The organism is Streptomyces sp. NPDC028298 (assembly GCF_055565895.1).
In genome coordinates this window covers 127,681-144,772 of the sequence record NZ_JBVHTL010000007.1, presented here as the reverse complement: position 1 = coordinate 144,772, position 17,092 = coordinate 127,681, and the positions used below count along the sequence as shown (strand labels likewise).

General features: G+C 72.7%; 6 protein-coding genes. All 6 read left to right on the top strand.

Translation table 11 applies throughout. The annotated features are described in order from the left end of the window. Positions 1-2: 2 nt before the first annotated feature. The 6 genes from ACZ4TO_RS29025 to ACZ4TO_RS29000 all read left to right on the top strand — a co-directional run bounded on the left by ACZ4TO_RS29025 (position 3) and on the right by ACZ4TO_RS29000 (position 16,970). Positions 3-7,778 carry an amino acid adenylation domain-containing protein gene (locus ACZ4TO_RS29025; protein WP_468025642.1) on the top strand — a complete coding sequence of 2,592 codons (7,776 nt, stop codon included), beginning with the start codon at positions 3-5 and terminating at the stop codon, positions 7,776-7,778. After that, a complete protein-coding gene (locus tag ACZ4TO_RS29020) occupies positions 7,775-12,760 on the top strand; it encodes a non-ribosomal peptide synthetase (RefSeq protein ID WP_468025641.1) in 4,986 nt (1,661 codons plus the stop codon). Before ACZ4TO_RS29025 ends, ACZ4TO_RS29020 begins: the two co-directional genes overlap by 4 nt. A gap of 44 nt (positions 12,761-12,804) precedes the next feature. Continuing rightward, positions 12,805-13,539 (top strand): thioesterase II family protein, encoded by a 735-nt coding sequence (locus ACZ4TO_RS29015; protein WP_382778230.1) that lies wholly within the window; start codon positions 12,805-12,807, stop codon positions 13,537-13,539. 228 nt (positions 13,540-13,767) lie between these two features. Next, positions 13,768-14,742 carry an ATP-binding cassette domain-containing protein gene (locus ACZ4TO_RS29010; RefSeq protein ID WP_382778229.1) on the top strand — a complete coding sequence of 325 codons (975 nt, stop codon included), beginning with the start codon at positions 13,768-13,770 and terminating at the stop codon, positions 14,740-14,742. After that, on the top strand, positions 14,739-15,500 hold the full coding sequence (locus ACZ4TO_RS29005; RefSeq protein WP_382778228.1) for an ABC transporter permease: 762 nt from the start codon (positions 14,739-14,741) through the stop codon (positions 15,498-15,500). The genes ACZ4TO_RS29010 and ACZ4TO_RS29005 overlap by 4 nt, the downstream gene beginning before the upstream one ends. Before the next feature lie 237 nt (positions 15,501-15,737). Continuing rightward, positions 15,738-16,970 (top strand): cytochrome P450 family protein, encoded by a 1,233-nt coding sequence (locus tag ACZ4TO_RS29000; protein ID WP_451076324.1) that lies wholly within the window; start codon positions 15,738-15,740, stop codon positions 16,968-16,970. Positions 16,971-17,092 lie beyond the last annotated feature (122 nt).

The window sequence follows — 17,092 nt, the reverse complement described above, 5'->3', positions numbered from 1 at the left end:
CGATGATCCCGTTGTCCTTCGCCCAGCGCCGGCTGTGGTTCCTCCACCGTCTCGAAGGGCCGTCCGCGACGTACAACATCCCCTTCGTGCTGCGCCTGGAGGGGCCGCTGGACACCGCCGCCCTGGCCGCGGCGGTACGCGACGTCGCCACCCGGCACGAGAGCCTGCGCACCCTGCTCGTCGAGAACGAGGACGGCACACCGCAGCAGCGCATCCTGCCGCCCCAGGAGGCCGACCTCGCCTTCCAGGTGGCCGACGTGAGCGCCGGCGCGCTGGACGAGGCGATGCGCGCCTTCGTGGGCGAGGGCTTCGAGCTGGACACGGACCTGCCGCTGCGCACCCGCGTCTTCCGCCTGGCCGCGCACGAGCACGTGCTGGTGTTCGTCTTCCACCACGTCGCCGCGGACGGCGCCTCGATGGCCCCGTTCCTGCGGGACCTGCTGGAGGCCTACGCCGCCCGCGGCCGCGGCCAGGCCCCCGACTGGCAGCCGCTCGCCGTGCAGTACAAGGACTACACCCTCTGGCAGCGGCGGATGCTGGGCGAGGAGGACGACCCCGACAGCGTCGCCCGCGAACAACTCGACTACTGGCGCGGCGAGCTGTCCGGGGTGCCGCAGCCGGTGCAGCTTCCCCTGGACCGGCCGCGGCCGACGGCGGCCGGCCACCACGGCGGCCACGTCGACCTCGAACTGGAACCCGAGGTGGTCGCCGGGATCGGCCGGCTGGCCGCCGAGCACGGCGCCACCGCGCCCATGGTCGCCCAGGCCGCCCTCGCGGTCCTGCTGCACCACCTCGGCGCCGGCAACGACCTCACCATCGGCAGCCCCATCGAAGGCCGCCCCGACGAACAGCTCGAGGACCTGATCGGGTTCTTCGCCAACACCTGGGTGCTGCGCGTCGACCTCTCCCGCAACCCGACCTTCGGCGACCTGCTGGACCAGGTCCGCGAGCGGGCGCTGGGCGCCTACGACCACCAGGACGTCCCCTTCGAGCACCTGGTGGAACTCCTCGACCCCGACCGCACCACCGCCTACCAGCCGCTCTTCCAGGTCATGCTGGCCTGGCAGTTCGCCTGGTCCCCGCTCCAGGTGCCCGGCCTGAAGGTCACCCCGCTCCCGCTGGGCACCGACACCGCGAAGTTCGACCTGTTCTTCAACATCGTCCCCGACCCCTCGGGCCGCGCCTACGGACGCCTGGAGTACGCCACCGAACTGTTCGACCACACCACCGCCCAGAGCCTCGTCGAGCGCTACGTGCGCGTGCTGCGCCAGGTCGTCACCGACCCCGGCACACGCCTGGGCCGGGTGGAGATCCTCACCCCCGCCGAACAGCGGGCGCTGACCGCGCTGAACGACACGGCCGCGCCCGTCGAGGGCACGACGGTGCCGGAACGGGTCGCCGCCCAGGCGGCCCGGACACCGGACGCGACCGCGGTCCTGTGCGGGGGCACCGAGCTGTCGTACCGCGAACTGGAGGCCCGCTCCGGCCGGCTGGCCGCCGTCCTGCGCGACCGCGGGGTCGGCCCGGACGTCCTGGTCGCCGTGGCCCTGCCCCGCTCCGCGGACCTGGTCGTGGCCCTGCTGGCCGTCCTCAAGGCCGGCGGCGCCTACCTGCCCATCGACCCCGGCTACCCGGCCGCCCGCGTCGAGCTGCTGCTCACCAGCGCCGACCCGGCCCTGGTGCTGACCGACTACGCGACGGCCGGCACGGTGGCCGCATGCCCGCAGCGCCTCCTGCACCTGGAGGACCTGAGCCTTCAGGGACCCGCCGTCGCCACCCCGGACACCGGCGTGCGGCCGGACCACCTCGCCTACGTGATGTTCACCTCCGGGTCGACCGGCACCCCCAAGGGCGTCTGCGTCACCCACGCCGCCGTCGTCAACGGCGTACAGGACCTGGCCCGGCGCACCCACGTCACGGCGGGCTCCCGGATGCTGGCCGCGACCTCGGTCAACTTCGACGTCTCCGTGTTCGAGATCTTCACCGCGCTGACCTGCGGAGCGAGCGTCGAGATCGTCCGTGACGTCCTCGAACTCGGCGAACGCGAGGCCTGGTCGGGCACCACGATCAGCGCCGTGCCCACCGTGTTCTCCGCACTGCTCGACCAGCTCGCCGCCGACGGCACGGCCGGATCCCGCCTCGACGTCGACACGGTGATCCTCGCCGGCGAGGCGCTCTCCGCGGACCTGGTCCGCACCGTGCGCCGCGTCCTGCCCGGCACCCGCGTCGTCAACGCCTACGGCCAGACCGAGAGCTTCTACACCTCCACCTTCACCGTCCCCGAGCAGGACGGCGGCGACCTCGGCGCGGTACCGGTGGGCACCCCGCTGGCCAACATGCGCGCCTACGTCCTGGGACCCGAACTCGCCCCGGCCCCGCAGGGCGTGACCGGCGAGCTGTACGTCGCCGGCCCGGTCGCCCGCGGCTACCACCGAAACCCCACCGCCACCGCCGAGCGCTTCGTCGCCTGCCCCTTCGGCCCGCCCGGCGCCCGCATGTACCGCACCGGCGATTTGGCCCGGTGGGACGCCGAGGGCCGGCTGCGCTACGCCGGACGCGCCGACGACCAGGTCAAGGTCAACGGCATCCGCGTCGAGCCCACCGAGATCGAGACCGTCCTGGCCCAGCACCCCGCCGTCGCGCAGGCCGTCGTGACCGTGTGCGCGGACCACACCGGCACCCGGCGCCTGGTCGGCTACGTGGCACACGACAGCGCCGGCGCCCCGGGCGGCGACGCGGACATCAACGCCACCGTGTCGGCGGCCGACCTGCGCCGGTTCGCGGCCAGGCGGCTGCCCGACTACATGGTGCCCGCCCAGCTCGTGGTCCTCGAGCGGCTGCCGCTGACCGCGAACGGCAAACTCGACCGCGCCGCGCTGCCCGAGCCGGAGTTCACCGGCGCCCGCTACCGCGCACCGCGCACCGAGGCCGAGCGGATCCTGGCCGAGGTGTACGCCGACGTGCTGGGCGCCGGACAGATCGGCGTCGACGACGACTTCTTCACCGGCGGCGGCGACAGCATCCGCTCCATCCAGGTCGTGGCCCGCGCCAAGACCCGCGGCGTCCTCGTCACCACCCGGGAGATCTTCGAGCACCGCACCGTCGCCCGGCTCGCGGAACTGGTCGAGGAGCGGGCCGGGGAAGAACGCGTGACGCTGGCCGAACTGCCGGGCGGCGGCACGGGCTGGGCCCCGCTGCCGCCCACCGCCGCCCACGTCCTGGCACTCGGCGGCCCCATCGGCCGGTTCTGCATGTCCGCGCTGCTGACCCTGCCCCAGGACATCGACCGCACCGCACTCGCCGCGACCCTGCAGGCCGTCCTGGACCGGCACGACGTGCTGCGCTCCCGCCTGGACCGGGCCGAGAAGGGCCTGCGCATGCGGGAGGCCGGCACCGTGGCGGCCGCCGCCCTGATCCGCGAGGTCCCCTACGACGCCGCGACCCTGCAGGCCGAGCTGGACGCGGCCGCGGACCGGCTGGACCCGGACGCGGGCGTGATGGCCCAGTTCGTGCGGCTCACCTCCACCACCGACGCCGACCGGCTGCTGATCGTGCTGCACCACCTGGTCGTCGACGGCGTGTCCTGGCGGATCCTGCTGCCCGACCTGGTCGCCGCCTGGCAGCGGGTCAAGAGCGGCCTGGAACCCCGGCCGGCCGGCACCGGCACCTCGCTGCGCCGCTGGACGCACGCGCTCGCCGAGGAGGCGGCCACCGCCGGGCGGGTCGCCGAACTGCCCTTCTGGCAGAAGATGCTGGCCGGTGACGAACCGGTCCTGGGCACCCGCCCGCTGGACCCGGCACGCGATGTCACCTCCACCGTGGACACCGTCCGCGTCCAGCTCCCGGCCGACGTCACCGCCACCCTCCTGAACACCGTGCCCGCCGTCTTCGGCGGCGGCGCCGACGACGGCCTGCTCGCGGGCCTGGCCCTGGCCCTGGCCCGCTGGCGCCGCACCCGGGGCCTGCCCGCCGCCGCCACGCTGGTCCGGCTCGAGGGCCACGGCCGCGAGGAGCACCTGGTGCCCGGCGCCGACCTGTCCTCCACCCTCGGCTGGTTCACCGCCATGTACCCGGTCGGTCTCGACCTGGCCGGCATCGACCTGGCCGACGCCTTCGCCGGCGGCCCCGCCGCCGGCCGGGCCGTCAAGGCCGTCAAGGAACAGCTCCGGGCCGTCCCCGACCACGGCATGGGCTACGGCCTGCTGCGCCACCTCAACGCCAGGACCACGCCCGAGCTGGCCCGCCTGCGCCGCCCGCAGATCGGCTTCAACTACCTCGGCAAGGCCTCCGGCGCCGACATCCCCGAGGAACTGCGCGGCCTGGGCTGGGCACCCGACACCACCCACCGCGACCTGATCGCCGCACCGGACGCGGACATGCCGGTCCTCTCGGCGCTGGAGATCAACGCGGTGGCCACCGACACCGGCGACGGCGACGAACTGAGCGCCTACTTCGGCTTCCCCACCGGCGTCCTGTCCCGCGAGGACGTCACCGAACTGGCCGCACTGTGGACGCAGGCCCTGACCGCGCTGGCCCGCCACGCCACCGACCCCGCCGCGGGCGGCCTCACCCCCAGCGACGCCCCCCTGGTCACCGTGGGCCAGACGGAGATCGACGCCTGGGAGGCCCGCTTCGGCAAGCTCGCCACCATCTGGCCCACCACCCCCGCCCAGTCCGGGATCCTCTTCCAGGCCAAGCTCGCCGGCGCCTCCTTCGACCCGTACCACATCCAGCTCGTCTTCCACCTGTCCGGCACGGTCGACCCCGAACGGATGCACCGCGCCGGACAGGCCCTCCTGGACCGCCACCCCGTCCTGCGCGCCGCGTTCGTCGACCGCGCCGACGGCGGCCTCGTCCAGGTGATCCCGCGGTCGGTGACGCTGCCCTGGCAGCACCTGGATCTGACCGACCTCGACGAGCCGCGACGCACCGAGAGGTTCGAGGAGTTCCTCACCGCGGACCAGAAGGCCTACTTCGACGCGGACACCCCGCCGCTGCTGCGCCTGGCCCTCGCCGTCCTGGACCCCGAGCGGCCCGAACTCGTCCTGACCGCCCACCACGCCCTGTACGACGGCTGGTCCACACCGCTGCTGATGCAGGAACTGCTGCTGCTGTACGCCGCCGACGGCGACGCGAGCGCGCTGCCCGCCCCCCGCGACTACGGCGCCTTCCTGTCCTGGCTCACCCGCCAGGACCCGAAGGAGGCGGCGCGGGCGTGGGCGGGCGAGCTCGAGGGGATCGACGAGCCGGCCCTGCTCGCCCCCGACTCCGCGGACAGCGACGACGGCGTCCGCGACCAGGTCGAGGTCGCGCTGCCGGTAGAGGAGGCCCACGAACTCGTGCGCCGCGCCTCCGCGATGGGCATCACCGTCAACACCCTGGTGCAGGGCGCCTGGGCGCTGCTGCTCGGCCAGCTCACCGGCCGCCAGGACGTGGTGTTCGGCGCGACCGTCTCCGGGCGCCCGCCCGCGGTGACGGACGTGGAGTCGATGGTCGGCATGTTCATCAACACCCTTCCCGTACGCGTCACCCACACGCCCGGCGACACCGTCGGCGAGGTCCTGGACCGGCTCCAGCGCCGCCAGGCCGCCCTGGCCGAGCACCACCACCACGGGCTCGCGGAGATCCAGCAGGCCGCCGGGGTGCGGTCCCTGTTCGACACCCTGGTCGTCTTCGAGTCCTACCCGGTCGACCGGGAGGGCCTGGAGGACGCCAGCGACGCCGCCGACGGCATCACCTTCACCGGCCTGCGCCCCTTTGCCGGCAACCACTACGCGCTGTGCCTGACGGCGGCGGCCGACCCGCACCTGCAGCTCGTCATCCAGTACGCGCCGGGCGTCTTCGACCGGGACACCGTCCAGACGTACGCGGCCCGCCTGGTGCGCTTCCTGCGGCAGCTCGCGGCCGACCCCGCGCTGAAGATCGCCCAGGTCGACGCGCTCCAGGAGGGCGAACGCGAGCGGATGCTGGCCCCCTTCGACGAGGACGCCGCCCGGGCCCGCCACGTCACGCTCACCGAACTGGTCCAGGCGCAGGTGGCCCGCATCCCCGACAAGACCGCCGTGGTCGCCGCGGGCGAGTCGCTGACGTACGCCGAACTGGACGCCCGCGCCGAGGTGCTGGCCGCCGAGCTGGTCCGGCACGGCGTGGGCCCGGAGACCGTGGTCGCCCTGGTCCTGCCGCGCACCGTGAACGTGGTCGTGGCCCTGCTGGGCGTGCTCAAGGCGGGCGGCGCCTATCTGCCCGTCGACCCCGCCTACGCCGCCGCCCGTCTCCCGCACGTCCTGCCCACCGCCCGGCCCCACCTGGTCCTGACCGACGCCGGCACCCGCCCCCTCGTCCCCGCCACCGGCATCCCCGTCCTCGTCCTGGACGACATCGACCTCAAGGCCCCGCCCGCGCCCGCCCCGGCACGGCCGCAGGCCGGACCCGACAGCCTCGCCTACGTCATCTACACCTCCGGCTCCACCGGCGTGCCCAAGGGCGTGGGCGTCACCCAGTCCACCGTCGTCAACGCCGTGGACACGCTGGTCGCGCAGGCCGGCGCCGAGTCCGGCCGGCGCGTCCTGGTCGCCGCCTCCTTCGGCTTCGACGTCGCCACCTTCGAGACGTTCGCCGCCCTCACCACCGGCGGCACCGCCGAGATCGTCCGCGACGTGCTGGAACTGGCCGAACGCGACGCCTGGGACGTCGACGTCATCTGCTCGGTGCCCTCGGCCTTCGCCGAGCTCGTCGACCAGCTCGCCGACCGCATCGACCCCACCGCCCTGAACATCTCCGGCGAGGTGCTCACCCCGGTCCTGGCCCAGCGGGTACGCACCCGCTGGCCCAAAGCCCGCGTCATCAACAGCTACGGCCCCAGCGAGACGTTCTACGCCACCGGCTTCCTCCTCGACCCCGACGAGCCCTACCCCACGGGCGTGCCCATCGGCCGGCCCTTCCCCGGCGTGCGGGCCTACATCCTGGGCCCCGGCCTGGGCCTGCTGCCCCCCGGCACCCCCGGCGAGCTCTACCTGGCGGGAGCCGGCCGCGGCTACCACCGCCAGCCGGCCCTGACCGCCGACCGGTTCGTCCCCGACCCCTACGGGCCCGCCGGCTCGCGCATGTACCGCACCGGCGACCTGGCCCGCTTCACCGCCGACGGACAGCTCCAGCACCTGGGCCGCATCGACACCCAGGTCAAGATCCGCGGCTACCGCGTGGAACCCGCCGAGGTCGAGGCCGCGCTGACCACCCACCCCGGCATCGCGCAGGTCGCCGTCGTCACCCAGCAGCCCGGCGACACCACCCCCTACCTGGCCGCCTACCTCGTCCCCGCCGACGGCGCGAGCCTGCCGGACGCGGCCGGGATCCAGGAACACCTGGCCGACCGGCTGCCCGAGTACATGGTGCCCGCCGCCTACGTGCCGCTGGAGCGGCTGCCGCTCTCACCCAACGGCAAGCTCGACCTCAAGGCCCTGCCCGCACCCGACCTCACCTCCGCCACCCCCTTCCGGGCACCCGCCACCCCCCGCGAACAGGCGCTGGCCCGCCTGTTCGCCGAGGTGCTGGGCGTGGAGAAGGTCGGAGCCGACGACGGCTTCTTCGAACTCGGCGGGCACTCCCTGCTCGCCACCCGGCTGATCACCCGGGCCCGTGCCGAGATCGGGATGGAGATACCCATCCGCAAGATCTTCGACCTGCCGACGGTCGCGGCGCTCGCCGCCTGGTCGGAGGAATCGGCTGTCCCCCTTCGCCCCGCTCTCCGCAGGATGATCCCAGAGGAGCAGAACTCGTGATTCCGCTTTCGTTCGCACAGCGCCGCATGTGGCTCACACACCAGCTCGAGGGCGGGGCGGAGACCTACAACATCTCCCCGGCCTTCCGGCTCAAGGGTCCCCTGGACCAGGCCGCCCTCGTCGCCGCGATCGGCGACGTGGTCGCCCGGCACGAGACACTGCGCACCACCTACGTGCTCGACGACAACGACGAGCCCCACCAGCGGATCGTGCCCGCCGCGCAGGCCCCGGTCCAGGTGCCGGTCGTCGAGGTGACACCCGCCGCCCTGGACGAGGCGGTCGACGCGTTCATCGCGCACCGCTTCGACCTGATGGCCGACATCCCCTTCCAGGCACGCCTGTTCCGCTGCTCGCCCGAGGAACACGTCCTGGTCCTGCTCATCCACCACATCGCCTCCGACGGCGTCTCCGGCGGCCCCCTGGCCCGCGACCTGACCACCGCCTACACCGCACGCCTGGCCGGCCGGGCACCCCGCTACGAGCCGCTCGCCGTCACCTACAAGGACTACGCGCTGTGGCAGCGCGAACTCCTCGGCGACGTCACCGACCCCGGCTCGCTGGCCGCGGCGCAGGCCACCTACTGGCGCAAGGAACTGACCGGGGTCCCGCAGCCGCTCGGCCTGCCGCTGGACCGCCCCCGGCCCGCCACCCGCGACTCCAAGGGCGACTCGCTGCCGCTCGCGGTGCGGCCCGAGACGGCGGCCGCCCTGCAGCGCCTCGCCGACGAGCGCGGCATGACCATGTCCATGGTCGTACAGGCCGCGCTCGGGGTCCTGCTGGGCAAACTCAGCGGCGGCGAGGACGTCACCATCGGCAACCCGATCGCCGGACGCACCGACGAGGGCCTGGCCGACCTGGTCGGCCTGTTCGTCAACACCCAGGTCCTGCGCGTCGACCTCTCCGGCAACCCCTCCTTCACCGACCTGCTCCCGCAGGTCCGCGACAAGGCGCTGGCCGCCTACGAACACCAGGACGTGCCCTTCGAGACCCTGGTCGAACTGATCAACCCCGAGCGCTCCACCGCCTACCAGCCCCTGTTCCAGGTCATGTTCGCCTGGCAGAGCTTCGAGAAGGCCGACTTCGAACTGCCCGGACTCAAGGTCGAGTTCGAGCAGTACCTCACCAACACCTCCCTGGCCGACCTGTTCTTCAGCCTCGCCTACGACACCACCGGCGCCCTGCGCGGCGACCTCATGTACGCCACCCAGCTCTTCGACCGCGACACCGCCGAAGCCCTCGCCGACCGGTTCGTACGGGTCCTGGAGCAGGTCGCCGCCGCACCCAGGGCCCCGCTCAGCGCCATCGACGTGCTCGGCGAGGACGAACACGACCGCCTGGTACGGCAGGTCAACGACACCGCCCGCCCGGTCGCCGCGACCACCCTGCCCGACGCCTTCGAGGCACAGGTGCGCCGCACCCCGGACGCGGTCGCGGTCATCGGCGAGCACGAGACCCTGACCTACGCCGAGTTCAACGCCCGCGCCAACCGCCTCGCCCACTGGCTGATCGAGCAGGGCGCGGGCCCCGAACAGCTCGTCGCGGTCAAGATCCCCCGCTCCGTGGACCTGCTCGTCGCCGTCTACGGCGTGGTCAAGGCCGGCGCCGCCTACGTACCGCTGGACACCGAACTGCCCGCCGAACGCGTACGCCACATCCTGGCCGCCGCCAACCCCCTGCTGCTCCTCGAAGACACCCTGCCGGACGTGTCGGCGTATCCGGACAGCGACCCGGAGCGGGCCCTGTCGCCGGACAACGCGGCCTACGTCATCTTCACCTCCGGCTCGACCGGCGGCCCCAAGGGCGTCCCCGTGGCCCACCGCTCGATCACCAACCGGATCGAGTGGGGCCTGGAGCACTTCCAGGTCACGGCCGAGGACCGGATGCTGATGAGCACCTCGGCCAGCTTCGACGCCTCGGTGCCGGAGATGTTCTCCAACCTGCAGATGGGCGCCTCCGTCGTGGTGGCCGGGGCCGAGGGCCGCCGCGACCCCGCCTACCTCGCCGAACTGATCCGGCGCGAGCAGGTCAGCGCCGCGTTCTTCGTGCCCTCCCTGCTCTCCGCGTTCGTCACCGAACCCGCCGCCGCGCACTGCGGCAGCCTGCGCTGGATCGAGGTGGCCGCCGAGGCCTTCCCCGCAGCCCTGGCCAACCGCTTCACCGAACTGCTGCCTTCCTGCGCCGCCCACAACCTGTACGGGCCGACCGAGGCCACCGTGGAGGTCACCGGCTGGCAGCACGTCCCCGGCGCCGACCGCGTCCCCATCGGCACCCCCATCTGGAACAACCAGGTCTACATCCTCGACGCCTCCCTGCGTCCGGTCGCCCCCGGCGTGGCCGGCGAGCTCTACCTCGCCGGGACCTGCCTGGCCCGCGGCTATCTGGGCCAGAGCGGACTGACCTCGGAACGCTTCGTGGCCTGCCCCTTCGGCGCGGCCGGCACGCGGATGTATCGCACCGGTGACCTGGTGAAGTGGAACAAGGACGGGCAGGTCGAATACCTCGGGCGCACCGACTCCCAGGTCAAGGTCCGCGGTTTCCGCATCGAACTCGGCGAGATCGACCACGTCCTGTCCGGGCATCCCTCGGTCGCGCAGGCCGCCGTCGTGGTCCGCGAGGACCAGAAGGGCGACCAGCGTCTGGTCGCCTACATCGAACCCGACCCCGACGCCGCCGTCACCGACACCACCGCCCAGATCGAGGAATGGCGCCAACTCCACGACGACGCCCACGCGGACGCCGCCGACGAGACCTGGGGCGAGGACTTCCAGCCCTGGAAGAACGTCTACACGGGCGAGCCGATCCCGCACGAGCAGCTCCGCCAGTGGCAGGACGCGGCCGCCGCCCAGGTGCTGCGGCACGCCCCGCGCCGGATCCTGGAGATCGGCGCCGGCTCCGGCCTGCTCCTGGCGAAGATCGCCGGCCAGGTCGAGGAGTACTGGGGCACCGACCTGGCCGCCGCCGCGATCGACCGGCTGCGCACCCAGGCCCGGGCGGCCGGCCTCGGCGAGCGGGTCCACCTCTCCGTCCAGGCCGCCGACGACCTCACCGGCCTGCCCCACGCCGCCTTCGACACCGTCGTCCTCGACTCCGTCGTCCAGTACTTCCCCAGCGCCGCCCACCTCGACCAGGTCCTCACCCGGATCCTCGGCCTGCTCGCACCCGGCGGCCGGATCATCGTCGGCGACGTCCGCAACGCCGCCACCCAGCGGATCCTGGCGACCGCCGAACAGCGCGCCCAGCAGCCCTACGCCTCCCACGACGAGATCCGCGCGGCCGTGGAACAGGCCCTGCTCACCGAACGGGAACTGCTCCTGGCCCCCGAATGGTTCGCCGAATGGGCCGACCGCCACGGCCTGGGCGCCGACATCCGCCTCAAGGCCGGAGCCGCGCACAACGCGCTCACCCGCCACCGCTACGAAGTCGTCCTGCACACCGGGCAGAGCGGCGCACTCGACCTGAGCGGCGTGCCCGCCCTCGCCTGGGGCGCCGAGGTGTCCGACCTCACCCAGCTGGCCGCACAGGCCGAGCGGGCCGGCGGCACACTGCGGGTCACCGGGATACCCAACGCACGCCTGGTGGAGGAGGCCGCCGCGGCCACCTTCGCCGGAGTCGTCACCGAGGACGCCCCCACCGGCCGGCCGCTCGACCCCGAGGACGTCACGGCCTGGGCGCACCGGCAGGGCCTGGACGCCGTCCTCACCTGGTCGGGCGAGAGCAGCCACGGCTTCGAGGCCGTCCTGCTGCCCCAGGGACGGACCGTCACCGGCACCTTCGTACCCAGCGGGGTGGCCGGCCGCATCCGCGCCACCGCACCCGCGCTGGCCCGGGCGATCGGCCCGCTGCTCGCCGAACTGCCCGCCTACCTGGGCGCCCGGCTGCCCGACTACATGGTCCCGGCCGCGATGGTGCCGCTCTCACGCCTCCCGCTCAACCCGGCCGGCAAGATCGACCGCAGCGCGCTGCCCGCCGAGCACACCACCACCGTCAGCAAGGGCGAGCCGCGCAACTCCCACGAGGAGGCGCTGTGCTCCTTCTTCAGCGAACTGCTCAAGCTGGAGCGGGTCGGCATCGACGACGACTTCTTCGCGCTCGGCGGGCACTCCCTGCTCGCCACCCGGCTCAGCGCCCGCATCCGCAAGCGGTTCGGCGTCGACATGCCGCTGCGCACGATCATCCAGTACCCCACGGTCGCCGAACTCGCCGCGCTGCTGCTCATCGGCAGCATCCCCGGCGACCACGAGGACTCCTTCGACGTCGTGCTGCCGCTGAACCGGGACCCCGGCACCGGCAAGGAGCCGGTGTGGTTCTTCCACGGCGGCGGTGGCCTGGGCTGGGCGTTCTTCACCTTCGCCCCCCACGTGCCCGACCGGCCGGCCTACTCCCTGCAGTCCCGCGGCTCCAACGGCAAGGAGCCGATGGCCCGTTCGGTGGAGGAGATGGTCGAGGACTACCTGGAGCAGATCCTCGCCGTCCAGCCGCAGGGCCCCTACCACCTGATCGGCTGGTCCTTCGGCGGCCCCATCGCGCACGCCGTCGCCGAGGCGATGGACCGCCGCGGCCTGGAGGTCGCCCTCATCGCCGTCCTGGACTCCCAGCCCGCCAACTCCGCCACGAACAACGGCTTCCGCGAGGTCGCCGGCCGGACCAAGGAGCTCTACCGCGCCGACATCGAGGAGGTCTTCGGCAAGTTCATGAACACCGTCAACATGGACGCCTTCCTCGACACCATGTCGCAGGTCGGCGCCAACAACCTGCAGAAGATGGGCGTCTTCGAGTCGCCGGTCTACCGCGGCGACGTGCTGTATTTCAACGCCCGCCTGGACAAGGTCGACGGAGTGACCTCCTACGGCCCCGACTGGCGCCCGCACGTCCTTGGCACCATCGAGGAGTACGACGTGGACGCCACCCACCACGACCTGCACATGCCCAAGCCCGCGGGCCAGATCATGCGGGTCATCGCCCGCAAGCTGGCGCAGCGGTGAGCGGGCCGCGCGAACCGGGAACACGACGAGAGGAGTCGGCAGCGGTGACAGGACCGGGCACATCGGCGGGAACGGGGGAGCGGACCACCCTGCTGTGCGTGCCGTTCGCCGGAGCGGGCCCCTCCTTCTTCCACCCCTGGCAGGACCTGGCCGCCGGCCGCTGGCGGGTGACCTCGGTCGAACTGCCCGGCAGGGAACGCCGGATCCTCGACGAGCCCTACCGCAACGTCGTCGAGGCCGCCAAGACCGAGATCGACGCCATCGCCGCCGACCTCGGCGAGGGCAGCCGGGCCGTCCTGTTCGGACACAGCCTGGGCGCGGTCCTCGCCTACGAACTGGTGCACCTGCTGACCGGACGCGGCGTGCACGTCGAACGGCTGGTCGTCAGCGGCTCGCCCGGACCCTGGACCCAGCGCGAACGCCGCGCGGCAGGCCTTCAGGGCGACGAATTCCTCGCCCGCGTCGAGGAGTTCGCCGGCTTCCGGCACGAGGCCCTGGACCACCCCGAGATGCGGGAGCTGATCCTGCCCACCCTGCAGGCCGACTGCGAGATGCACGAGGCCTACGTCCCCAGCACCGACGACCCGGTCACGGTGCCGATCACCTCGCTGCGCGGCGACAGCGACGGCCTGGTCACCGCGGAGGAGGGCCGCCAGTGGCGCGACGCCACCACGGCCGCGTTCCGCTACACCGAATTCCCGGGCGATCACATGTACCTGGTCGACCGGGGCCGCGAGATCCTGGACGTGATCGAGGCGGAGTGCGCCCGGGAACGCTGACACGACGACGGCGCGGGTGACGGCACGATCCGGCCCGCCACCGCGGCACGGCCAGAGCCAAGGGCGTCCGCTGCGGCGGACGCCCTTGCCCGTGCGCCCCGCCCCGACGCCTCCGGCCGGCCCCCGATTCCGCTTTCCCGCCCCGCCGCCCACGGTGTCGAGGAAGGCTCGAGGGCCATGACAGGGCTGTGACAGGGTGATGCCGATCCCCGGCCCGACAGTGGAGACATGAAGAGTTCCGCTATCGCAGTGACAGGGCTGCGCAAGGCATACGGCGACAAGGTCGTGCTCGACGGCATCGACTTCGAAGTCGCCGCGGGATCGGTCTTCTCCCTGCTCGGTCCGAACGGAGCGGGCAAGACGACTACGGTGAACGTCCTCACGACGCTGCTCACCGCCGACGCCGGCACCGCGTACGTAGCCGGCCACGACGTGGCGAACGCGACCAAGCAGGTACGCGCCGCCATCGGCGTGACCGGCCAGTTCGCCGCGGTGGACGACCTGCTGACGGGCCGCGAGAACCTGCAGCTGATGGCGGACCTCAAGCGCGTGCGCTCCAGCGGCCCGCTCGTCGACGGGCTGCTGGAACGCTTCGACCTGGGAGAGTCGGCCGACAAGCACGCGGCGTCCTACTCCGGCGGCATGCGCCGCAAGCTCGACCTGGCGATGACCCTGGTCGGCAGCCCGCAGATCATCTTCCTCGACGAGCCGACGACGGGTCTCGACCCGCGCAGCCGGCGCACGCTGTGGGGGATCGTCCGCGAGCTGGTGGCCGAGGGCACCACCATCTTCCTCACCACCCAGTACCTCGAGGAGGCCGACCAGCTCGCCGACCGCATCGCCGTCCTCAACCAGGGCCGCCTGGTCGCCCAGGGCACCGCCGAGGAGCTCAAGCGGCAGATCCCCGGCACCCACGTACGGCTGCGGTTCACCGACGCCTTCCAGCTCGACGCCGCCGCACGGATCTTCACCGACTCCACCCGCGACGAGGAGGAGCTGATCCTGCGGGTGCCCAGCGACGGCCGCTCACGGTCACTGCGGGCCCTGCTGGACCGCCTCGACGAACACACCCTCGACGCACAGGAATTCTCCGTGCACACCCCCGACCTCGACGACGTCTTCCTCGCCCTGACCGAGCACACCGCCAAGGACGCCGAGGACGCCCAGGACACCAGCGAGAAGAAGGAGGCGATCGCGCGATGAGCACGGTCGCGACGGCGTTCACCGACTCGGGCATCATGCTGCGCCGCAACGTCAAGCACACCCTGCGCAACCCCACCACGGTGTTCAACGCGGTCCTGTTCCCGATCGTCATCATGCTGATGTTCGTCAAGGTGTTCGGCGGCGCCTTCAGCGTCGGCGAGCACTACATCGACTACGCGACGCCGGGCCTGCTCGTGATGGCCGTCAGCTACGGCCTCGGCGCCACCGCGACGGCCGTCAACGACGACATGACCAAGGGCATCATCAACCGGTTCAAGACCATGGACGTCTCCCGCGGCGCCATGCTCACCGGCCACGTCGTCGTCACCACCGTGCGCTGCCTGGTGGCCTGCGCCGCCATCGTCGGCGTGGCCTTCGCGATGGGCTTCGACCCCGCCGCGAGCGCCCTGGACTGGCTCGGCGTGCTCGGCCTGTTCGTCCTGCTCGCCGTCGGCGCGAGCTGGCTCACCGTCGCCATGGGCCTGGCCGCCAAGACCACCGAGTCGGCCGGCCTGGCCACCGTGCCACTGATCATGCTGCCGTTCCTCAGCAGCGCCTTCGTGCCCGCGGACACCATGGGCGCCGGCGTGAAGCAGTTCGCCGAGTACCAGCCCTTCACCCCCATCATCGAGACCCTGCGCGGACTGCTGGCCGGCCACGTCTCCGGCGGCGACGCCATCGCCGCGGTCGCCTGGTGCCTCGGCTTCGCCGTCCTGGGCTACGTGTGGGCCCTGTCCACCTTCAAGAAGCGCGCCTGACCCACCGGCCGGAATCCGCGCGCCCGACCCACCGGCCGGAATCCACCCGGCCACCGCCCCTGACGGGCCTGTCCGGCCGTCGCCCACCGCCCGCCCGGGCGGGGAGGCGACGGCCGGACAGGCCCGAGCCGCTCCCGCGGGACACGCCTCGCCGGGGCGGCGGTGCCGTTGCTGCGGCACCCCGCACGACCACTGGGCTTGCCACCCGTCCGACGACATCCCAAGGAGACGGCAACCATGTCCGAGCCGATCGTCAGCCTCACGAACCCCGAGTTCACGGAGAACCCCGTCTGCGCCTACGCGCGCCTGCGGGAAGAGGCCCCGCTCGTGCGGATCGGGTTCCCCGGCGGCCCGCGGGTCTGGCTGATCACACGGAACGAAGACGTCAAGGCGGCGCTGAGCGACCCGCGCCTGGTGGTGGACTACAGCAACGTGCCCGGCCACCAGGGACCCAGCGTGGCGGACCAGATGGTCGCCGCCCTCGACCTGCCCGACGAGTTCGTGCCCTACGTCGCCGCCAACATGATGCTCAAGGACGGCAAGGACCACGCCCGCCAGCGCCGCCTGGTGACACCGGCGTTCACCGTCCGGCGCATGAAGGCCCTGCGGACCCGCGTCGAGGAGATCTCCGCGGAATTCCTCGACGCCCTCGCCCTCAAGGGCTCCGGCGACCTCATCGAGGACTACTCCTCACCGCTGACCGGCACCGTCATCTGCGAGCTCATCGGCATCGACAAGGCCGACCAGCCGCAGGTACGCCAGTGGATGAACGAGTACACCGCCCCCGGCGCCGACATCGCCGCCAGCGGCCGGTCCATGGTCGAGCACGTCAAGGACCTCATCGCGCGCCGCCGGGCCGAGCCCGCGCAGGACATGGTCTCCGCCCTGGTGGAGGCGCGGGACACCGACGGCGACCGGCTCAGCGAGGAGGAGATCGTCTCGGTGGTCCTCACCGTCGTCAACAACGGCCACCACTCCACCTCCCACTTCATCCCCAACGCCGTCCTCGCCCTCTTCGACAACCCCGACCAGCTCGCCCTGCTGCGCGCCAGGCCCGAGGCGCTGCCGCACGCCATCGGCGAACTGATGCGGATCGCGAACCCCGTCCCGACCGCCGGACCCCGCTACGCCACCGAGGACATGGAGTTCGCCGGCGTCCCGATCTCCAAGGGCGACGCCCTGACCGGCTCCTACCTGTCGGCCAACTACGACCCGCGGGTCTTCGCCGACCCCGAGCGCTGCGACGTGGAACGGGTCCTGGAGCGCGGGCAGAGCCACCTCTCCTACGGGGCGGGCCCGCACTACTGCCCCGGCGCCGCCCTGGCCCAGCTCGAGGCCGAGATCGCCCTCGACCACCTGCTCATCCAGCGCGACACCCTCGAAGTCACCGTCGGCCGCGACCAGTTGCGCTACACCGAAGCCACCCCCGGCGGCGCCCGGCTCCTCAACGCCCTCCCGGTGCGGCTGTGACCGCCTGAACAGTGCGGCGGACAGGAGGGGGGGGACCCCAAAGAAACAGGGGCCTGTGGGGAGGTGTGGGGGGAGGGGCTTTCCACAACGGTGTTGCAAGGAACCAACAGTTCCCCCGGAGA

What these genes read in the sequence shown, in the direction of transcription:
- ACZ4TO_RS29025 (WP_468025642.1), top strand. Translation starts at nt 3, where the DNA reads ATGATCCCGTTGTCCTTCGCCCAGCGCCGGCTGTGGTTCCTCCACCGT.
- ACZ4TO_RS29010 (WP_382778229.1), top strand. Translation starts at nt 13,768, where the DNA reads ATGAAGAGTTCCGCTATCGCAGTGACAGGGCTGCGCAAGGCATACGGC.
- ACZ4TO_RS29005 (WP_382778228.1), top strand. Translation starts at nt 14,739, where the DNA reads ATGAGCACGGTCGCGACGGCGTTCACCGACTCGGGCATCATGCTGCGC.
- ACZ4TO_RS29000 (WP_451076324.1), top strand. Translation starts at nt 15,738, where the DNA reads ATGTCCGAGCCGATCGTCAGCCTCACGAACCCCGAGTTCACGGAGAAC.